Consider the following 18853-nt stretch of genomic DNA (forward strand, 5'->3'; position numbering starts at 1 on the left):
GATTATGAAGAACAACCTGCGTTTCGTCAACAGGTCAGCGAAGTTTTTTTCGMTGCGGTCAGCGCTGGAAAACTCCTCAGCCCGACCACCCATCAACCCCGCAACCCTTGTMGCTGCTGCGTTTGCAGCGCGGTTTGTGTTGCGAGGGGACGAATAGTAGGCGACTGATGGCAGGCTGGCAAGCGATTTCGCAAAATAATTCTCAAGTTCATCTCWGGTGCCGTTTAGAGCACAAAACGAGGAAACCATGACCATCCGTATCGTGAGATTAGGATCGCCGCGCGCCGAGGATGAGGGGCTGCGCATGGGCACGGTGCGACGGCCGCCGCGCGGGGTGCCAAAGGCTGAGTTCGCCTGCCGTGACTATTACGATGTCTGGTACCCGGCGCTTGCACCATCCACGGACCTCGTCGCGCAGGCCCAGGCCGCCACGGACGGCAAGGCGTGGCGTGCCTTCGAGAAGAAGTACCGTGCCGAGATGGCCGAGCCCGATGCCAGCCGCACGCTAGATCTCCTTGCAGCCTTGTCCCATCAGACGAACTTCTCGCTCGGTTGCTATTGCGAGGACGAATCTCACTGTCACCGCAGCATCCTGCGCGACCTGCTGGCCAAGCGCGGCGCCGACCTGGCGTAATCCGCACGATATGATGCGAAGCTTCGCCGCCTCCTTATTAGTAAGCAGGCAAGGCGAAGCTTCTCACTGGCCTCTCATACGTCGATGGCACTGAACCTCGTCTGGCTTGGATTCTTCCTGATTTCCTTCCTGGCCGCCTGCGTGCGGCTGGCTCACGGCGACACGGCGGTCTTCCCGGCCATGCTCGCCAGCCTGTTTGACAACGCGCGCACCGCTTTCGAGATTTCTCTTGGGCTGGCCGGCGTCATGTGCCTCTGGATTGGCATCATGCGGATTGGCGAGCGGGCCGGCGTGGTCGATCTCTTCGCCCGGGCCATGAACCCATTGCTGCGTCACTTCTTCCCCGGCGTGCCGCAGGGCCACCCGGCACAGGGCGCGATGATGATGAATGTGTCCGCCAATCTGCTCGGCCTGGACAACGCCGCCACCCCGCTCGGGCTCAACGCCATGCGCGAGCTGCAGACGCTGAATCCCAAGCCGGACACCGCCAGCAACGCCCAGATCATGTTCATCGTCCTGAACACGGCCGGGCTGACGTTGATTCCCACGTCGGTCATCGCCATCCGCCAGGCGATGGCCGTCAAGCAGGGGCTCACCGGCTTCAATGCGGCCGATATTTTCCTGCCGACGCTGCTCGCCACCGGCGTCTCCTGCCTGGCCGGGCTGCTGGCCGTGGCCTGGGTGCAGCGACTGAACCTGCTCAAACCCGCCGTGCTGGCCGCGTTCGCGATCACGGCGGCGGCTGTCGGGGGGCTGTTCGTCTGGCTGCGGCAGGCGCCGCCGGATCAGGTGAGCCAGTTGGCCGCGCTCGCCGGCAGCGCCTTCATCCTGTCGCTGATCACCCTGTTCCTGGTTTGCGGCGCGGTGCGGCGGGTCAATGTCTACGACGCCTTTATCGATGGCGCCAAGGAAGGCTTCGGCGTCGCGGTGCAGATCATTCCTTATCTAGTGGCGATCCTCGTGGCGATCGGACTGTTCCGCGCCTCGGGGTGCATGGACGTGCTCATGCAGGGCCTGTCAGCCGGATTCGCGTGGCTGGGACTCAATACCGACTTCGTTCCCGCGCTGCCAGTCGGCCTGATGAAGATCCTGTCCGGCGCCGGCGCGCGCGGGCTGATGGTCGATGTGATGAGCACTTACGGCGTCGACTCCTTCCAGGGCCGACTCGCGGCGATCATCCAGGGTTCGACCGAGACCACTTTCTATGTGATGGCCGTCTATTTCGGTAGCGTCAATGTGCGCAATACCCGTCACGCATTGGGCTGTGCGCTGTTCGCCGATGTGGTCGGCATGACCGCCGCCGTGTGGATCGCCTACCTCTTTCGATAGCGCTGTTGTCCCAATGCAACGTGATTGTGCGCTTTTGAAGTCATTCTCGAACGCGGGACTTGGTGCGTMGCAACAACCTGTGTATAGTGAAGTCTGTCTCCTCCACCACCTCGGTGGATTCCAACCCGCGCATCACTTGCGCGGGTTTTTTTTGCCCAAAATCTGTGGAATCCTCAGATCGATAGGCGGTTTTTGATCGGTCTACATCACGAATGTGACATCTGCACCGGTCAGCGTCACTTTTCCCCGTCGTGGTGCAAGCGCGCACAGTTGCCGCGCAAATCGCAGAAAACCCACACCTTTGTTGCGATGCACCAATCAGCATCGTAGAGTGGCATCAGCAATAACCCTGACACCCCGCCGCTCTCCTAATTTGCCTGCGATGCCTACCGCTGCGCGCCTTCTCCGATACTGGCCCGATACCGCCTACCTGCGGCGTGGCATCGTCTACGCCTTGTCTTTCCTGGCGCTGGCCGGTACCGGCTGGCTGACTGGCGAACACGGTTATCTCTGGTCGGCAACGGCATCGATCTGGACCTGCCTGGCTGATCGCCAAGGCACGGCGGCCGCCCGCATGCGTGCGCTGGGCACCGTGGGCATCGGCGGTGCGCTGGCCAGCGCACTGGGCGCGAGCCTTTCGGGGTCGCCGCTGCTGGCACTGCTCGTGGTGCTAGCCGCAGGGCTGGTGGCCGGTTTGGTCGAGCTACGCGGCCCCGCAGCCGCTTTGTGCTTCAAGCTGCTCTACGTGGTGCTCATCGCCGCCTGCCTGCAGCCGGCCGAAGGTTTACCGATCGCCACCTACGCGTGGACGAGCAGCGTCGACTACCTGCTAGGCGGCGTCTTTGCCTGCCTGGTTTGCCTGCTGTTGATTCCCTCCCAGCGCGACACCCGGCCGCGGACGGAGGTAGTCGCCGTCTACGACGCCCTGCTGCGCTTTGCCGATTTCCTGGCGACTACCGCGCCCGCCCACGACAGCACGCCACATAAGCAGGAAATCCGCCTTCGTATCGAAGCGGCGCGCGCCGCCGTGACCGCCCGGCGTGGCCTGCGAGACCCGCTGGGATTGCTCCACTACGCCTACGCCGTGGCGGTGGCCGACGCCATCTTCGCCCTGCTGATCGTCGCTGGCGAACTGCGCGAGCGCGCCGGCGACACCCACGGCCTGCCGCTGGCCTATGCCGCGCGCTGCCTCGCCGATACGCAGGAGCAGGTTCGCCAGGCCCTCGCCCGTCATGCCCCGGACCTGCCGGCACTGAGCGCGATGCTGACCCGCGACCTGCGTGGCCTCGTGGCGCAGCGCCCCAATGCCTCCGCGCCGCCCCCTTACCAATCCGCCCTGGCCGCGCTGGCCCAGCACCCCGGTTTCGATCGATGGCGCGAGCGCTTCGTCTGGCCGAATACCGGCGTCACGGCCATGCTCGACCGCCTGGCGCATACGCTGGCCGACCTCGCCGCGCGCGATGCCCGGGTGTCGCGCCACGCGCTCCGGCTGGCGCTGGCGGGCGGGCTGAGCCTGTTGCCGTCGCAGATCTGGCAGGTCCATCACAGCTACTGGGTGGCCGTCACCGTGATCATGGTGCTGAGCCCGCGCCTGCAAACCACCCGGCAGATCTCGTTTCTGCGCTTTGCCGGTTCGCTGGGCGGTGCGCTGCTGGCCTGCGGCATCAGCCTGATGCACCCCACGCCGACGCTGGCGCTCGGCATCAGCGCGGTATTCCTCGCCGCCGCCTATGCGACGCGGCTGGCCGGCAATGCCGGCGCGTTCGCGTTCTGCCTGACGCCAGCGGTCATCCTGTTCTCCTGGCTCGGCGAGCCCGCCGCCAGCAGCAGCCACGTGGCGGCATTGCGCGGCGCCGATACGGCCATCGGCTGCCTGATCGCGCTGGCCAGCTATGTGGTGCTGGCGCCACGTGCGGAGTTGTCGCGCGCGTTCCGCCACAGCCTGGATGCGCTCGCGGTCAACGCGGTCTACCTCCGCGCCTCGATCAGCGCGGCGCGCGCGCTGTCGGCGGCGCCAGCCCGGCTCGAGGCGCTGCGCGTGGCTGCCGGCCGCGCCTCCACCCGTGCCGAGGACACGCTCGCCCAATGTGCGGCCGAACTGGATCCGGCGCTGGCGGTCACTCATCGCACCCTGCATGCCACAGCGCGGCGAATGGCCGCACTGGCAGGGCTGCTGCGTGCCGGCACCGAATCGGGGGAGATCTACACGAAGCCCGTGCCGGCCGTGCAGGCACTGCTTGGCGATCTGGAGGCCCGACTGGCCGAGGTGGCCGTCCGACCGGGTCACACCGGCGTGACGGCAGCGGTGGCGCCGGCCCGGCTGGCACCGCTAACGCCCGCCGATCCGCCCTTTGACCGATTTCTGGCGGAACAGGCTGGCTACGCGGACAACCATATCGATGCCGCGCATCACACGGTCGCCAGGCTGCGCACCCTGGTGGCGGAACAGGCGCTGGCGACGCGCTCGCGCTTGCGCGGGGTCAAGGCGGGATGAGATAGCCCGGCATTTCGGCGTTCGGGCAGGCGCTCGCAACTATCCTAGAATGATTGGATATCCGCCGTTTCCCCGTTCCCGACAAGTACGAGGTGCGCCATGGCTCAAATCTCCTTCCCGACCAGCGTTCCGTCTTACTGCGCCGCCAGTCTGACGCTATCGTGCCCCGCTACGGTCAATGGCAATTCATCGCAGTATTCCGTGACCGCCGAGGCGCTCGAGAACCATTGTGGCGCCCAGTCGCCGCGCGAAGACGACCTGCGCGCCGCGTTCACGAGTCACCGCCAGCGCATTGAGCATCTGGCGGAAACCCTGTTCGAGCTGACCAAGGCGCGCGAGATCGTCCTGCGCAGCGGGCATTTCCGCTTCGCGGACTGATCGATCAGCCTTCGGCCGCCTGCCCGCGTACCAGCAGCACCGGCATCGTCGCCTGACGGATCACCGCCTCGGCCACGCTGCCGAGCACGATACGCCGCACGCCGCGCCGGCCGTGGGTGCCGATGACCAGCAGGTCCCCGCCCCACTGGCGCGCGGCTTCATTGATCGATCCGGCGATGTCGCCGGCCACGGCAGGCTCCGTCACCAGTTTCGTCTCGAACGTCGCACCGGCGTCGCCCAGCACCTTGCCGGCCGCCTCCAGCGCGCGTTTGCCGCTGTCCGCGAAGGCGCGCTCGATCTGCGTGGGGTCGTAGTAGCCCGCGTCGAACAGCATCACGCCGTTGTCCACCACATAGAGCGCCAGGATCGTCGAGCCGCCGCCGGCCACCCGCAGGGCCTCGCGCAGGGCCAGGTCGGACGTGCTGCTGCCATCCACCGCCACCACGATCCGGTTGTAAGCCGTGCTAGTCATTGCCTTGTCCTCCGATAGAAGAGAGAAGCGCCGCAGCCGTGCCGCGACCGCTACATCCGATACTACACGTGGCGCCAAACCCACGTGATGAGCCGATTCTGAAAATGGGATAGGCGGATCACCCATTACGCGCACCCATCCATACGCCATTAAATTGACCGACCGGTCGGTTTATATATATAGTGAGCAGACCCGCCGCCGCCGTCCAGCCTCGACAAGAACAACCACCGCGCGGCCACCCATCAGAAGGAGACGTTATGTACACGCAGAGTCTCGACCTGCCCGGCCAGCCCAGCGCCGCCACGCCGCATGGCGGCCCGCAGGACGCCGGCCTCGCCGCGCGCCAGGCCGCGTTCGACGCGCGCATGGCGGAAGACGGCAAGATAGAGCCGATGGACTGGATGCCCGACGCCTACCGCAAGACCCTGGTGCGCCAGATTTCGCAGCACGCGCATTCGGAGATCGTCGGCATGCTGCCGGAGGGCAACTGGATCAGCCGCGCGCCGTCGCTCAAGCGCAAGGCCATCCTGCTGGCCAAGGTGCAGGACGAAGGCGGCCACGGCCTCTATCTATATAGCGCGGCCGAAACGCTCAATGCCTCGCGCGATGATCTGGTCGATGCCCTGCACACCGGCCGCGCCAAGTATTCGTCGATCTTCAACTACCCGACGCTGACCTGGGCGGACGTCGGCGTGATCGGCTGGCTGGTCGATGGCGCGGCGATCATGAACCAGATTCCGCTGTGCCGCTGCTCGTACGGCCCGTACGCGCGCGCGATGATCCGCATCTGCAAGGAGGAGTCGTTCCACCAGCGCCAGGGTTTCGACGCCCTGCTGGCCATGATGCGCGGCACCGATGCCCAGCGCGAGATGGTCCAGGACGCGGTGAACCGCTGGTGGTTCCCGGTGCTGATGATGTTCGGCCCGCCGGACGCCGCCTCCACCAACAGCGGCCAGACCATGGCCTGGGGCATCAAGCGGATCTCGAACGACGACCTGCGCCAGAAATTTGTMGATGCCACCGTCGAGCAGGCCAAGGTGCTGGGCGTGACGCTGCCCGACCCCGGCCTGAAATGGAATGCCGAGCGCGGCCACCACGACTACAGCCCACTCGACTGGGACGAATTCTGGCGCGTGATCAATGGCGACGGCCCCTGCAACAAGGAGCGGCTGGCCACGCGCGTGAAGGCGCACGAAGACGGCGCCTGGGTGCGCGAGGCCGCGCTGGCCCACGCCCGCCGCCGCGCCGAACGACCGCAGCGCGAAGCCGCCTGACCGCCGCCCAAGGAGACAGACATGGCGCAATCGACACCTGAGACGCACCCGAGCAAGAAGGAATGGCCGCTGTGGGAAGTGTTCGTCCGCAGCAAGCAGGGACTGGAGCACAAGCATTGCGGCAGCCTCCACGCCGCAGACGCCGAGCAGGCGCTGCACATGGCTCGCGATGTCTACACGCGCCGGCAGGAAGGCGTGTCGATCTGGGTGGTGCCCTCGTCCGCCATCACGGCCAGCGCGCCGGCGGAGAAGGCCGAGCTGTTCGATCCGGCCGCCGACAAGATTTACCGGCACCCGACGTTCTACCAGCTCCCCGACGAAGTCAACCATATGTAAGGCCGGCCCATGATGCAGACCCTCGTCGGCGACGATCGCGCCCTCAACAGCTCCCACGACCTCGCCCGCACCGCGCCGCTGCAGTACGTGCTGCGGCTGGCCGACAACGCGCTGATCCTGGGCCAGCGCAACGCCGAATGGTGCGGCCATGGCCCGGCGCTGGAAGAAGACATCGCGCTGGCCAACATCAGCCTGGACCTGATCGGCCAGGCGCGGCTGCTGTACGCCCATGCCGGCGAACTCGAAGGCCGGCTCACCGGCCGCGCGCGCCAGGAGGACGAGTACGCGTACTGGCGCGAGGAACGCGAGTTCCGCAACTGGACGCTGCTGGAGCTGCCGCACACCGGCCCGCTGGCCGGCACGGCCCGGACCGAGCGCGACTACGCGGTCACCATCATGAGAAATTTCCTATACGGGGCTCTGATGACCGCACTCTGGCCCGCGCTGGAGACCAGCCAGGACGCGGGGCTGGCCGCCATCGCCGCCAAATCGGCCAAGGAGGCGCGCTACCACCTGCAGCATGCGGCGGGATGGGTGGTGCGGCTGGGCGACGGTACCGATGCGTCCCACGTCCGCATGCAGCGCGCGCTGGACCACCTGCTGCCCTATATGAACGAGTGCTTCGCGCCCGATCCAGTCGAGCAGGCCGCCGCCGACCAGGGCGTGGCCGTGCCGACGGCAAGCCTGCGCGACGCCTGGGAGGCCATCGTCCACGCCACCCTGGAGGACGCCACGCTGCGCCTGCCGGCGCCCTCGGCGTTCGTCTCCACGGGCAAGCTCGGCGTGCATTCGGAACACATGAGCTACCTGCTGGCCGAAATGCAGGGGCTGGCACGCGCCCACCCCAGCGCGCAGTGGTAGGCGGGGGTCCGGTCATGCGGATGGCGTCGACTGTCACCTCCCCCTTCGCACCGGCCTTCCCGGTCGCCACCGCKACCGGCCCGCGCTCGGCCGACGAACGCCTCGCCGCCGCGTGGGCCGCGCTGGAGGCCGTGCCGGACCCCGAAATCCCGGTCGTGTCGATCCGCGATCTCGGCATTTTGCGAGACGTACGGCTGGCCGACGATGGCGCGACGCTCGAGGCGGTTATCACGCCGACCTACTCCGGCTGCCCGGCCATGTCCCAGATCGAGGAAGACGTGGGCCGCGCGCTCGAAGCCGCCGGACTGGCGCCGTGGCGTGTGCGCACGGTGCTGGCGCCGGCTTGGACCACTGACTGGATCACCGAGGCCGGCCGCGCCAGCCTGCGCGCGTACGGCATCGCCCCGCCGGGGCGTTGCGGATCGCAAGACAGCGAGATCGGCGCGAGCGCGACGGTCAGGCCGCTGCGCTTTGTCCCACGCGCCCTACCCCACGCAACCCCGGCCATCGCCTGCCCCCATTGCGGCAGCACGCATACCGAGGAGCTATCGCGCTTTGCCTCCACGGCGTGCAAGGCGCTCCACCGTTGCCTGGACTGCCGCGAGCCGTTCGACTACTTCAAGCCGTATTAAGTCCAGAAAGCCAGAGGCAGACACGCGATGACCCCACAGTTCCACCCGCTGCGCGTGGCGCAGGTACGCCCGGAAACGTCCGACACGGTGTCGATCGCCTTCGAGGTGCCCGAGCCGCTGCGCGACGCCTACCGCTTCACGCAGGGCCAGTTCCTCACGCTGAAGGCTCCCGTCGACGGCAAGGACGTGCGTCGCTCCTATTCGATCTGTTGCGGGGTGCAGGACTACGACGAGCGCGGCGAACTGCGCGTAGCCGTGAAGCTGGTGGACGACGGCGTGTTCTCCACCTGGCTGCACGACACCGTGGCGCCCGGGCAGGTCTTCGAGGTGATGACGCCCGATGGCCGCTTCCACGTGCCGCTGGACACCGCCGCCGCGCGCCACTACGTGGCCTTTGCCGCCGGCAGCGGCATCACGCCGGTGCTGTCGCTGATCCGTACCACGCTGGCGCGCGAGCCGCGCAGCCGCTTCACGCTGGTCTACGGCAACCGCAGCGTGGACAGCATCATCTTCTCCGAGGCGCTGGAGGATCTGAAGAACCAGTATCTGTCCCGTTTCACGCTCTACCACGTGCTGTCCCGCCAGCCACAGGAGGTGGATCTTCTGCACGGCCGGCTCGACCGCGCCCGGGTGGCCGCCTTCCTGGAAACGCTGATTCCCGTCGACGATATCGACGCCGCCTTTGTCTGCGGCCCGGCCTCGATGATCGACGAAGTGGAGGCGGCGCTGAAGGAAGCGGGCCTGGATCCGCACCAGATCCACGCCGAACGCTTTGGCGTGCCGCTAGCGTCCGCGCCTCGTAAAACGTCGACGGAACACCACGCGAGCCACGCCGGCACCGCCGAACTGGTGGTCGTGCTGGACGGCAAGCAGCACAAGATGCGCCTGCCGCTGGAGGACGCCAATGTGCTGGACACCGCGCTGGCAGCCGGTCTGGACCTGCCCTACGCCTGCAAGGGCGGGGTCTGCTGCACCTGCCGCGCCAAGGTGCTCGAAGGCAAGGTCGAGATGGAGAAGAACTACACGCTGGAGCCGTGGGAGATGGAAAAAGGGTTCGTGCTCACCTGCCAGGCGCGCGCGCTCACGCCCCGGGTGGTGGTCAGCTACGACGAACGCTAGTTGTTGCTGGTGGCACGACTGTCGCCGTGATTACAATGGCGGGACACGCTCCATGCGTCGCATCGTCCGCCACAGGGCCGTTCGCCAACGGCGGGACCGATGGCGGCCGGGGTTCCGCCGGGACACGTCGCACCCTATACAATCACGGTCATGCAATATATCCATGTCGTCAACGGCGATGTTGCGGGCAACACGCTGCGCCAGGCCCTGGCCCAGGCGGCCCGTCCCGATCCGGTGGTCGTCCTGCGCRACGACCTGGCCGTCGGCCCCATCGCGGATGTGGACAGCACCGGCCTGATCCGCTCCGGCTTCTGGCAGCGGGTGGCGCCCCATACCGATATCGACTTTGCGGCCGAGATGCGCCAGGCGCTGGACCAGCTCCAGGCGCTACGCCGCGACGACCTGGAGGTCGCCATCTGGCACGGCCAGAGCGCCTCCGACCAGCTCATGCTGCGCCGGGTGGTCTTCCACCTGTACCAGGCGCCCCAGCGGATCAATGAAGTGTCGATGGACCTGCGCGAACTGGAGGTACCCGCCCAGGGCAACCTCGCCGCCATCGGCATGTACCCGGCCGCGCGGCTGGCGCGGCGGTTCTCGACCATCGCGCCGGTCTCGGTGCTGCGGCTGGGCCGGCTGGGCTACGAGTGGCAGCAGAACGTGAAGGAGAACGCCGACGTGCGGCTCTGGAAGGGCAATACGCTCGTGCCGGCCGCCTACCATAACGTCGACGACGTGATCCTGGAGCGCGCGCCCGAGGACTGGAAGCCGGCCGCCGAGGTGGTCGCCAGCGTCATGGGCGCCATCGAAGGCCTGCTGGCGAGCGACTGGTTCGTGTTCTGGCGCTGCCGGGAGCTCATCAGCACCGGGCAGCTCATGCTGCGCGGCAACGCCGATTCGCTCCAGACCTGCGAACTGCGCCGCAACCCCCTCAGCGCGAGCGCGGAATAAGCGGCCCATGGCAAGAACCAAGGCGCCCGATTTCGAGGCACAACGCGAGCAGATCCTGGACCTGGCCGCCGCCGCCTTCGCGGCCAGCAGCTACCCGAGCACGTCGATGGCCGACCTCGCGGCGGCCTGCGGCACGTCCAAGGCGCGGCTCTATCACTATTACGAGAGCAAGGAAGCGATCCTGTTCGACCTGCTGGACCGCTACACGCGCCAGCTGATGCTGATCGTCACCCAGGTGGAAGCCGAGAGCGAGCGTCAGGGCCGTACCGACGCCGAGAGTTTCGGCGATCTGCTACGCGCCTTCCTCGCCGAATACGAAACGTCTCAAACTCGGCACATCGCGCTGATCAACGACGTCAAGTTCCTGGCCGACGAACAGCGCGACCTGATCCTGAAGCGCGAGCGCGACGTGGTGGCGGCCTTCTCCCGCAAGCTGCGGCTGGCCTACCCGGCGCGCGTCACGCGCGAGAACCAGACCGCGCTGGCGATGACCGTGTTCGGCATGATCAACTGGACCTTCACCTGGCTCAAGCCGGGCGGCAAGCTGTCTTACGGCCAGTTCGCCGAGATGGTCGTGGACCTGCTCGACAACGGCCTGGCCAATGGGCTGGCCGACGGGCTGGCACGCAGCGCGCCGGCCCAGCCCTGAATCAGGACCACTCCGCGTCTTCCTGCTTCTGCCGCTGTTCGCGGTCCTGGCGGAACATTTCCTCAAGTTCGTCGCGCGCCTGCCGCGCCAGCGATACCAGCTTGGTCTGGTCGCGGTAGTGCGGGTAGAAACGGTCGATCGCCTGGATATTGTGACGCCGGAAGCGCAAGGCCACGCTGCGCGCGTCGGCCGGATCGATGCCCAGCCCCTCCAGCACGCGGCGGCCCATCATCAGCGAACCCTCGAACATCTCCCGCTCGAAGATCTCCACGCCGCGGTCCTTGAGCTGGTACACGTGCGAGACGTGGCGCGCCCGTGCGTAGATCTTCAGGTGCGGGAAGCGCGCTCGCACGCGGTCGATCAGCGCCAGGCTGTCTTCCATGCCCTCGATGGCCACCACGAGGATCTGGGCCGTGCCGGCGCCGGCCGCCTCGAGCAGGTCCACGCGGGTGGCGTCGCCATAGAACACCTTGAAGCCGAAGCCCTTGAGGAACTCGATCTGGTCCGGGTCGTGGTCGAGAATCGTCGCCGTAATGCCCTGCGAGTACAGCAGGCGGCCGACGATCTGGCCGAAGCGCCCGAAGCCGGCAATCAGCACCGGGTTGTGCTGCGGCGGGATCGCGTCGTCCTTACGGCGCGACAGCGCATGCAGGCGCGGCGCGATCAGGCGGTCGAAGACCAGCAGCAGCAACGGCGTGGCCACCATCGACAAGGCCACGACCAGCACCAGCAGCGCCTCCATATGCGGCGGCAGCAGGCCCGCGTGGGCGGCCACGCCGAACACCACGAAGGCGAACTCGCCGCCTTGCGAGATCAGCAGCCCGAACAGCAGCCACTGGCCGCGCGAGATGCCGAAACGGCGCGCCAGCAGCGCCAGAATCAGCGTCTTGACCGCGACGAAGCCCAGCACGAGGCCCAGCACCTGCCCCGGGGACTCGCTGAGCACGCCGAAGTCGATCGACATGCCCACTGCCATGAAGAACAGCCCCAGCAGCAGGCCCTTGAACGGCTCGATATCGGCCTCGAGCGCATGGCGGTACTCCGAATCCGCCAACAGCACGCCGGCCACGAAGGTGCCGAGTGCCATGGAAACGCCCACCGCGTCCATCATCAGCGCGATGCCAACCACCAGCAGCAGCGCGAACGCAGTGAACATCTCGCGCATGTCMGTGCGGGCGATGAAGCGCAGCACCGGGCGCACCAGGTAGCGGCCCACCACCACCAGCAGCGCCATCACGGCCACCGCCTTGCCGGCGGTCTGCCAGGCTGGCGGGCCATGCGGTACCGCGCCGACGGCATCGGCGGCCAGCAGCGGCAGCAAGGCGATCATCGGGATCGCGGCGATATCCTGGAATAGCAGAATGCCGAAGCTGGCCGCGCCAGCCGGGGTGCCCATCAGGTTCCGCTCGGCCAGCGTGGCGAACGCGATGGCCGTGGAAGACAGCGCCAGGCCAAGCCCCGCCACCAGCGCCACCTGCCACGGCGCGCCCAGCAGCGCGGCCAGGATGCCCAGCACCACGGCACAGACCGCGAGCTGCGTCGTCCCGTAGCCGAAAATCGATTTCTTGAGGTTCTTGAGCTTGCGCGGCTCCAGTTCCAGGCCGATGACGAACATCATCATCACGACGCCGAACTCCGAGAAATGGAGGATCGACTCGACATTGGTGACCAGCCGCAGCGCGAACGGGCCGATGGCCGCGCCGGCGATCAGGTAGCCGAGCACCGCGCCGAGGCCAAGCCGCCGCGCCAGTGGCACCGCCACCACGGCCGCCACCAGGAACACCAGCAGCGCAATCAGGAAGTCATGCTGGTTCATGGCGCGTCCTCCGGCTCCTCGGACGGCACTTCATCGGCCGAGGCCACCTCGGGCGGTACCGGCTCGGGCGGCGCCAGATGCCGGGCCACATGCTCGACATGCAGCGCGATGGCCTCCGGATCGGCGTTGTTGGCATCGTGCAGCACCACCGGCGGCAGCCAGGTCATGCCGCATAGCACGGCGGTCTGCTCGAGCGGCAGCAGGAAATCGGCAATCGGATGGCCGTGGGAGCCGTCCGGCCCGTAGGCATCGGCGTGGCCGCCCGTGCTGACCACCACCAGCATCGACTTGCCGCGCAGCGCCGTGCCGCCTGGCCCGTAGGCCCAGCCGGGCTCGAGCACTTCGTCGATCCAGAGCTTCAGCAGCGCGGGCACGCTGTACCAGCGGACCGGGAATTGCAGGACGACCGTCTCGCTGGTGGAAAGCAGCCGCTGCTCGGCCACGACGTCGATGTCGTAATCCACATAAAGCCGGTAAAGCTCGCGCACGGCCACGTGCGGCAGGGCGGCCAGCGCCTCGGCGAGCGGACGGTTGACGCGGGAACGGCGGGGCGCGGGATGCGCATAGATCACAACGATGGGGGGCTCATGCATGGAGGGTGGCAAGGCGAAGATTCCGGTTAGCGTCTGATCACCACAGAGCGCTGGAAGTGTGCGGCGTTGCAGCAAATCCACACCGTCACCCATATGACGTTGTAGCCTCTCCGGCAACCGCTTGATTTTACGGGATTTTCTTGGCCGTCACAGTCTGATGCAATTTCCTGCGCCGACCATTGCGCCCGAAAGCTTACGCGACCCTGACAAATCCACTACAATACTTTTCGCATTGCAGCAACCTAGTGTTTGCCCCGAGATACGCCAAAAGTGGCTGGGCATTCACTGTGTGGGTGCTATTTTCATACTGATCGCAGCAAGAGGAAACCAAAGTGAACCCGCTCGAACTGAGCAAGGCCGTCGGTGCCGTAACCGATGAAGATCTTCGCCGTGCCGCCGAGGCCAGTGCCGCCAGCCGCTCCGGACATCGCCCCACCGTTCTGGTGCGGGAGTTGGCCGCGCATCACCGCTCGCGCCTGCTCAAGCATTTTCTCGCCCTGGGCGAGGAAGATCGCCTGCTCCGTTTTGGCCAGTCCGTTGGCGACCATGTGATCGAAGGCTACGTCGACAGCATCGACTTCGACCACGACACCGTGTTCGGCGTCTATGACGAAGACCTCGTGCTGATCGGCGTGGGCCACTTTGCCAACCTGCGCGACAACGCCCAGGGCCGCGTGGCCGAGTTCGGCGTGTCGGTGTCGCAGAGCGCGCGGGGCCGGGGCATCGGCAGCGCGCTGTTCGAGCGTGCCGCAATGCATGGCCGCAATACCAATGTCCGCACGCTGTACATGCACTGCCTGTCGCGCAATGCAGCGATGATGCACATCGCCAAGAAGGCCGGCATGAAGGTGCAATACGCCTATGGCGAGGCCGATGCCTACCTGGAACTGCCGCCCGCCGACACCGTGAGCCGCCTGACCGAGGCGCTCGACGAACAGGTGGCCGACCTCGACTACATGGTCCGCCGCAACCTGCGCGACGCACGGCGCTTCGGCCTGCGCTTCTGGCGCTCGCTGCTGCCGCAGAAGCACGTGATCTGACGGCTCGGCCCGTTATCGCACGAATCGCAAGACGAATCGACGCACCCTGGTGGTGCGTCGATTGCGTTTACGAGCCGATTTCGTCGATCAGTCGCCGGCCACCGGCAGCGCCGTGGTGTCCTTGATCGACTCCAGCGCGAAGCTCGAACGAACATCGATCACCGACGGATGGGCCAGCAACTGCTCCTGCATGAAGCGGGCGAAGTGCTCCATATCCTGCACATAGACCTTGAGCAGCAGGTCCATCTCGCCGGTCATGGCGTGGCACGCGGCCACTTCGGGCCAGTTCTGGATGGCCGCGCGGAACAGGTCCAGCGGCGCCTTGCCCTTGGGCGTGCCGCCCTGCTTCTCCAGCCGCACATTGATATAGGCGAGCAGCCCCAGCCCGATCTTGTTGGGCTCGAGCAGCGCCGCGTACTGGCGGATCACCCCGATTTCCTCGAGGCGGCGGATCCGGCGCAGGCATGGGCTCGGCGACAGGTTCACGCGCTCGGCCACTTCCAGGTTGGTCAGCCTCCCGTTGGTCTGCAGGACCTCCAGAATCTTGCGGTCGATCTTGTCCAGCTCCACCTTGCTCACGTTTTGTTGCTCCGCAGTATATTTGTCGGCAATTTTTTTGCGCAAATTTAGCAAGTCAGGCACAACTACGCAATTTATTTGATGAGGAATCCGCCTGAACCGCCCTCGACGTGCGCCGGCGGTGCGCCCCGGAGAGGCAAGGATGGTGCCAACTTCGGCACTTTCCGAGGTACTGAGGCAAAAAAAAGCGCGACCCGAAGGTCGCGCTTTCCAGCAGGGTGGCGAAGGCTTAGCCGCCGCTGCTCGACGGCACCGCCGGGGCCGAGGCGCCCGGACTGCGGCCAGGGCCGCCGTGGTGCTTCATGTGTTCGTCGCGCATCTTCTTCATGCTCGACTCCACTTCGGCGGTAGTCACCTTGCCGTCGCGGTTGGCGTCGATCGTGTCGAAGCGGTTGGCCATGCGCGGGAACGCGGCCTTGAACTCGTCACGGGTCAGCGCGCCGTCGTTGTTCTTGTCCGCCGCCTTGAACTTGGCTTCGAACTCGGCGCGCATCTTGGCGCGATGCTCCTCCATCGACGCCTTGCGGTAGGCCGCCAGTTCCGACTTGTCGAGCTTGCCGTCCTTGTTGGTATCGATCTTGGCGAACATCGCGTCGGCCTCGGCCTTCGAGATGGCGCCGTCGCCGTCCGTATCGACCGACTTCAGCCACATGCCGCCATGGTGGCCGGGGCCGCCGTGGTGACGGCCCATGTCGCCGCGCGGGGCGCCTGCCGGGCCCTGGGCGGCCGGCGGGGTGGTCGGTGCCGGGGCCGGCGTGGTGGCCTGGGCGAAAGCGGCGCCCGCGACCACGACCATGGCCGAGGCGGCCGCCAGCTTCTTCAGGATGTGCGTCGTGTGAGTCCGTTGCATGTCTGTGCTCCTTTTCGTCATGTTGGGCATGTACGGATTAGAACGCAGACGATCTCGCAAAGTTGGCACTTTTAATACGATGTTACGGGCCTCACAGAAAGGATGACTCGCGTAAACAGGCGAAAGACAGGCCAATATTGCGCAATGGTTTGAAACGGTGGCGGGTCAGCCGCCGCCAGGCGCGTCCGGCATGCCGCCGGGAGCCATCTGGGCCGGCGCCACCTGGGGCTGCGGCTGCATGGTCTGCGGCGGCGGCGGTTGATAGGGCTGCTGAGGTGGCTGGGCCGGTTGCGCCATCGCGCCAGCCGTCACGGACGGCGGCGGTGCGAGGTTGGCCGGCGGTTGCAGCGGCGTGGAGAGCGGCGCGGCAGCCCCGGAAGGCGGGGCCGCCGGCGCGGTGCCACGGCTGCCGGCGCTGACGCCGGTCTGGAGCGGCAGCGCGATTTCCTGCCGCACGCCGTTGCGTTCGATCACGATGTTGCGGCCATGGATCTCGGTCAGCTTGATCTGCGGCGACAGCGACGTCCCGGCGCGCACGGACTTGGCCGGCCCGCCATCGAGCGAAAGGATGGCGGCGGCCGGGCCCACGCCATCGAGGTCCGCCACCACGCCGATCAACTGCACGTCACGCACGCCCGACTGGGCGCTGCCGCCGAACAGCGTAGCCACGGCGCCCGTCTCTACTGCCTCCGTCTGCGCCACACGCGCGCTCTTGGGCACCGGGATCGTGCGCATCGCGCTGAACGCGAGCACCCAGTGCGTCACCAGCGCGCACAGCGCCACAAATAGCAACAGCCCCGCGACGCGGGGCAGCCAGGGAGCGGAGAGGTCGAAGCGAAGCGGAGACCGGGAAAGGGTGGCCACGAGACAGTACGCCGGCACGCCGGCGATCAAAGAAGATCGCCTAGCGTACCAGACGCGTGTGTCGGCTGTCAGTCAGCGGGTCAGAGCAGGTCGTCCAGCAGGTCCGGACCGAACACTTCGCGATGGATATGGCCCACAGGAATCCCCGCCGAGATCAGCGCCAGGCGCTGGGCCTGCATGAACCCGATCGGACCGCACATATAGACCTGGCCGTCCTGGAACGCGGAGGTTTCCTCGGTGGTCAGCAGCGCGTGGATCGGCAGCGTGCCGACGTGGTCGTAGTCATGCCCCGCCACGTCGCCGTCCTGGGGCGTCTCGTAGCTGATATGGGTACGCAGGTTGGGCATGCGTTCGCGCGCCCAGGCCAGGTCCTTGCGATGGGCATGGTGACGGCCATGGCGCGCGGCGTGGGCGAACAACACCGGACGGTTCGGGTTCTCCAGCGCCAGCGTGCGCAGCACCGAGATCATCGGCGTGATGCCGATACCGGCMGACATCAGCACCATCGGCGTGTTGCCAGCCAGCGCGGGCGCGAAGTCGCCCCACGGCGTGCTCACGTTCAGCGTCGTGCCAACACGGGCGGTGTCATGCAGCCAGTTGGAGACGGCGCCGGCCGGGGTCTCGGCATTGCCGGCCTCGCGCTTGACCGAGATGCGCCACGTCGCCACACCACGTTCGGCGGAGAGCGAATACTGGCGCAGCTGACGGCCGCCATCGGGGAAATTGGCTTCCACGCTGATGTACTGGCCCGGCGCGAAGTCGCGCAGCGGCGTGCCATCCTCGGCGGCGAGGGTCAGCGCGACCACGGCATCGCCTTCGTTTTCGCGGCGCACCACGCGTACGGCCTGCAGCTCGCCCGCCTTCACGTTGTGGCGGTCATAGAGGCGTGCTTCGGCGGCGATCAGTTCGCCGGCCAGCAGCCAGTAGGCTTCGTCCCAGGCGGCCATCAGGGGCGGCGTGGCGGCGTCGCCGAGCACGGCGGCAATCGCTTCGAGCAGGTGCTTGCCGACGATCGGGTAGTGCGCGGAGGTCAAACCCACGGCCACGTGCTTGTGGACGATGCGCTCCACCACGGGCGCGAGCACGTCGGCGCGATCCACATTGGCGGCGTAGGCGAACACGGCGGAGGCCAGCGACTGCTGCTGCGCGCCATTGGCCTGGTTGCCCATGTTGAACAGCCGGGTCAGTTCCGGCCGCGCGGCGAACATTTCGCGATAGAAGTGCGTCGTGATGGCAAGGCCGTGCTCACGCAGCACGGGAACGCTGGCATCGATGTAGGGGCGGGAAGCTGCCGACAGCATTTGGAAAACTCCGATTAATTATCATGCATACTAGATGCATGTTTTATCGCACAATAAAACCGGCGCATGGCTCGGGGGTCCGGGATCTGATGTCCCGGAACCGTCAGGCTGCTCGCCGGTTCAGGAAATTACGATGCAGGGTGATGATCGACTCGGCGGTACGGCTGCCAATGACATCGCCCAGGGACACGCCGTCCAGCGCGCGGTAGAAGGCCTCCTCGGCCTCGTCCAGCGCCAGCTTCAGCCGGCAGTTGCCCTTGAGCGCGCACGGCGGATCAGCGCAGTCGACCACCGACTTGTGCCCTTCCAGCTCGCGCAGGATCGTGCCCACCGACAGCCGTTCCGCACCCGGCCCAAGCTGCAGGCCGCCGTGGCGGCCACGCGTGGCCGTGATCCAGCCGAGCTTCGACAGCCGCGCGGCCACTTTCACGAGGTGGTTGTGCGAGATGTCGAATTGCTGGCCGACCTCGGCAATCGTGATCGGCCGGGTGCCATCCGCCCGCGATACATACATCAGCAGGCGCAGCGCATAGTCGGAAAAACGGGTCAGTTGCATCGTGGTTGAAATACTAGATAAGATGCATTGAAGATGCAAGATATAAATGCATGCCTGCCGGCTACGCCACACCCCACACGAAACAGTCACGCCATGGGGGTTATACTTTCTGGCCATACCCGGCCGTG

Annotated in this window: 20 protein-coding genes; 12 read left to right on the forward strand and 8 right to left on the reverse strand. The window is 66.7% G+C overall.

Annotated elements, in window-relative coordinates:
* The first annotated feature begins 247 nt into the window (after positions 1 to 247).
* From AC1EJR_RS17010 to AC1EJR_RS17025, 4 genes are all read left to right on the forward strand, one after another.
* Entirely contained in the window at positions 248 to 634 is a 387-nt protein-coding gene (locus AC1EJR_RS17010; RefSeq protein ID WP_092299991.1) for a DUF488 domain-containing protein, read from the forward strand.
* Between the two features lie 84 nt (positions 635 to 718).
* Positions 719 to 1963 carry a nucleoside recognition domain-containing protein gene (locus AC1EJR_RS17015; RefSeq protein WP_092299994.1) on the forward strand — a complete coding sequence of 415 codons (1245 nt, stop codon included), beginning with the start codon at positions 719 to 721 and terminating at the stop codon, positions 1961 to 1963.
* A gap of 382 nt (positions 1964 to 2345) precedes the next feature.
* Positions 2346 to 4457 carry an FUSC family protein gene (locus tag AC1EJR_RS17020; protein ID WP_454757389.1) on the forward strand — a complete coding sequence of 704 codons (2112 nt, stop codon included), beginning with the start codon at positions 2346 to 2348 and terminating at the stop codon, positions 4455 to 4457.
* A gap of 99 nt (positions 4458 to 4556) precedes the next feature.
* Positions 4557 to 4835: a DUF1488 family protein gene (locus tag AC1EJR_RS17025; protein WP_092300000.1), complete on the forward strand. Its 279-nt coding sequence runs from the start codon at positions 4557 to 4559 to the stop codon at positions 4833 to 4835.
* Positions 4836 to 4839: 4 nt separating this feature from the next.
* Here AC1EJR_RS17025 and AC1EJR_RS17030 read toward each other — a convergent pair whose 3' ends face one another.
* Positions 4840 to 5307, reverse strand: coding sequence for a universal stress protein (locus AC1EJR_RS17030; RefSeq protein ID WP_092300003.1), 468 nt, complete (start codon positions 5305 to 5307; stop codon positions 4840 to 4842).
* A 257-nt stretch (positions 5308 to 5564) separates the two neighbouring features.
* On the opposite strand from AC1EJR_RS17030, the gene paaA reads away from it, so the two are divergent.
* From paaA to AC1EJR_RS17065, 7 genes are all read left to right on the forward strand, one after another.
* Positions 5565 to 6581, forward strand: coding sequence for a 1,2-phenylacetyl-CoA epoxidase subunit PaaA (gene paaA / locus AC1EJR_RS17035; RefSeq protein WP_454757390.1), 1017 nt, complete (start codon positions 5565 to 5567; stop codon positions 6579 to 6581).
* Between the two features lie 21 nt (positions 6582 to 6602).
* On the forward strand, positions 6603 to 6917 hold the full coding sequence (gene paaB / locus AC1EJR_RS17040; RefSeq protein ID WP_092300010.1) for a 1,2-phenylacetyl-CoA epoxidase subunit PaaB: 315 nt from the start codon (positions 6603 to 6605) through the stop codon (positions 6915 to 6917).
* A 12-nt stretch (positions 6918 to 6929) separates the two neighbouring features.
* Positions 6930 to 7778, forward strand: coding sequence for a 1,2-phenylacetyl-CoA epoxidase subunit PaaC (gene paaC / locus AC1EJR_RS17045; protein ID WP_477113504.1), 849 nt, complete (start codon positions 6930 to 6932; stop codon positions 7776 to 7778).
* Positions 7779 to 7798: 20 nt separating this feature from the next.
* Complete coding sequence (paaD, locus tag AC1EJR_RS17050) at positions 7799 to 8410, forward strand: 1,2-phenylacetyl-CoA epoxidase subunit PaaD (protein WP_255370957.1); 612 nt, start codon at positions 7799 to 7801, stop codon at positions 8408 to 8410.
* A gap of 27 nt (positions 8411 to 8437) precedes the next feature.
* A complete protein-coding gene (gene paaE, locus AC1EJR_RS17055) occupies positions 8438 to 9529 on the forward strand; it encodes a 1,2-phenylacetyl-CoA epoxidase subunit PaaE (protein WP_092300019.1) in 1092 nt (363 codons plus the stop codon).
* A 150-nt stretch (positions 9530 to 9679) separates the two neighbouring features.
* A complete protein-coding gene (locus AC1EJR_RS17060; protein ID WP_477147304.1) occupies positions 9680 to 10477 on the forward strand; it encodes a DUF1835 domain-containing protein in 798 nt (265 codons plus the stop codon).
* A 7-nt stretch (positions 10478 to 10484) separates the two neighbouring features.
* Positions 10485 to 11126, forward strand: coding sequence for a TetR/AcrR family transcriptional regulator (locus AC1EJR_RS17065; RefSeq protein WP_092300025.1), 642 nt, complete (start codon positions 10485 to 10487; stop codon positions 11124 to 11126).
* A gap of 1 nt (position 11127) precedes the next feature.
* Here AC1EJR_RS17065 and kefC read toward each other — a convergent pair whose 3' ends face one another.
* On the reverse strand, positions 11128 to 12942 hold the full coding sequence (kefC, locus tag AC1EJR_RS17070) for a glutathione-regulated potassium-efflux system protein KefC (protein WP_092300028.1): 1815 nt from the start codon (positions 12940 to 12942) through the stop codon (positions 11128 to 11130).
* Positions 12939 to 13535, reverse strand: a complete 597-nt coding sequence (gene kefF / locus AC1EJR_RS17075; RefSeq protein ID WP_255370958.1) for a glutathione-regulated potassium-efflux system oxidoreductase KefF — start codon at positions 13533 to 13535, stop codon at positions 12939 to 12941. Before kefF ends, kefC begins: the two co-directional genes overlap by 4 nt.
* A gap of 332 nt (positions 13536 to 13867) precedes the next feature.
* Here kefF and AC1EJR_RS17080 point away from each other — a divergent pair, with 332 nt between their 5' ends.
* Positions 13868 to 14575 (forward strand): GNAT family N-acetyltransferase, encoded by a 708-nt coding sequence (locus tag AC1EJR_RS17080; RefSeq protein ID WP_092300030.1) that lies wholly within the window; start codon positions 13868 to 13870, stop codon positions 14573 to 14575.
* Between the two features lie 87 nt (positions 14576 to 14662).
* Here AC1EJR_RS17080 and AC1EJR_RS17085 read toward each other — a convergent pair whose 3' ends face one another.
* The 5 genes from AC1EJR_RS17085 to AC1EJR_RS17105 form a co-directional block, all read right to left on the reverse strand.
* On the reverse strand, positions 14663 to 15154 hold the full coding sequence (locus AC1EJR_RS17085) for an Lrp/AsnC family transcriptional regulator (protein ID WP_092300033.1): 492 nt from the start codon (positions 15152 to 15154) through the stop codon (positions 14663 to 14665).
* Positions 15155 to 15383: 229 nt separating this feature from the next.
* The gene (locus AC1EJR_RS17090; RefSeq protein WP_092300036.1) at positions 15384 to 16004 is read right to left on the reverse strand and encodes an EF-hand domain-containing protein; all 621 of its coding nucleotides are present in this window, start codon (positions 16002 to 16004) and stop codon (positions 15384 to 15386) included.
* A 165-nt stretch (positions 16005 to 16169) separates the two neighbouring features.
* Positions 16170 to 16868, reverse strand: coding sequence for a general secretion pathway protein (locus AC1EJR_RS17095; protein WP_255370959.1), 699 nt, complete (start codon positions 16866 to 16868; stop codon positions 16170 to 16172).
* Between the two features lie 80 nt (positions 16869 to 16948).
* Positions 16949 to 18169, reverse strand: coding sequence for a globin domain-containing protein (locus AC1EJR_RS17100; protein WP_092300039.1), 1221 nt, complete (start codon positions 18167 to 18169; stop codon positions 16949 to 16951).
* Between the two features lie 103 nt (positions 18170 to 18272).
* Complete coding sequence (locus AC1EJR_RS17105; RefSeq protein WP_092300042.1) at positions 18273 to 18725, reverse strand: RrF2 family transcriptional regulator; 453 nt, start codon at positions 18723 to 18725, stop codon at positions 18273 to 18275.
* Positions 18726 to 18853 lie beyond the last annotated feature (128 nt).

It is taken from the genome of Cupriavidus sp. 05T42, from assembly GCF_056396345.1.

Bases quoted from the DNA above. Each gene is read 5' to 3' on its own strand.
- AC1EJR_RS17010 (WP_092299991.1), top strand. From the start codon at position 248: ATGACCATCCGTATCGTGAGATTAGGATCGCCGCGCGCCGAGGATGAG.
- AC1EJR_RS17015 (WP_092299994.1), top strand. From the start codon at position 719: ATGGCACTGAACCTCGTCTGGCTTGGATTCTTCCTGATTTCCTTCCTG.
- AC1EJR_RS17020 (WP_454757389.1), top strand. From the start codon at position 2,346: ATGCCTACCGCTGCGCGCCTTCTCCGATACTGGCCCGATACCGCCTAC.
- AC1EJR_RS17025 (WP_092300000.1), top strand. From the start codon at position 4,557: ATGGCTCAAATCTCCTTCCCGACCAGCGTTCCGTCTTACTGCGCCGCC.
- AC1EJR_RS17030 (WP_092300003.1), bottom strand. From the start codon at position 5,307: ATGACTAGCACGGCTTACAACCGGATCGTGGTGGCGGTGGATGGCAGC.
- paaB (WP_092300010.1), top strand. From the start codon at position 6,603: ATGGCGCAATCGACACCTGAGACGCACCCGAGCAAGAAGGAATGGCCG.
- paaC (WP_477113504.1), top strand. From the start codon at position 6,930: ATGCAGACCCTCGTCGGCGACGATCGCGCCCTCAACAGCTCCCACGAC.
- paaE (WP_092300019.1), top strand. From the start codon at position 8,438: ATGACCCCACAGTTCCACCCGCTGCGCGTGGCGCAGGTACGCCCGGAA.
- AC1EJR_RS17065 (WP_092300025.1), top strand. From the start codon at position 10,485: ATGGCAAGAACCAAGGCGCCCGATTTCGAGGCACAACGCGAGCAGATC.
- kefF (WP_255370958.1), bottom strand. From the start codon at position 13,535: ATGCATGAGCCCCCCATCGTTGTGATCTATGCGCATCCCGCGCCCCGC.
- AC1EJR_RS17090 (WP_092300036.1), bottom strand. From the start codon at position 16,004: ATGCAACGGACTCACACGACGCACATCCTGAAGAAGCTGGCGGCCGCC.
- AC1EJR_RS17105 (WP_092300042.1), bottom strand. From the start codon at position 18,725: ATGCAACTGACCCGTTTTTCCGACTATGCGCTGCGCCTGCTGATGTAT.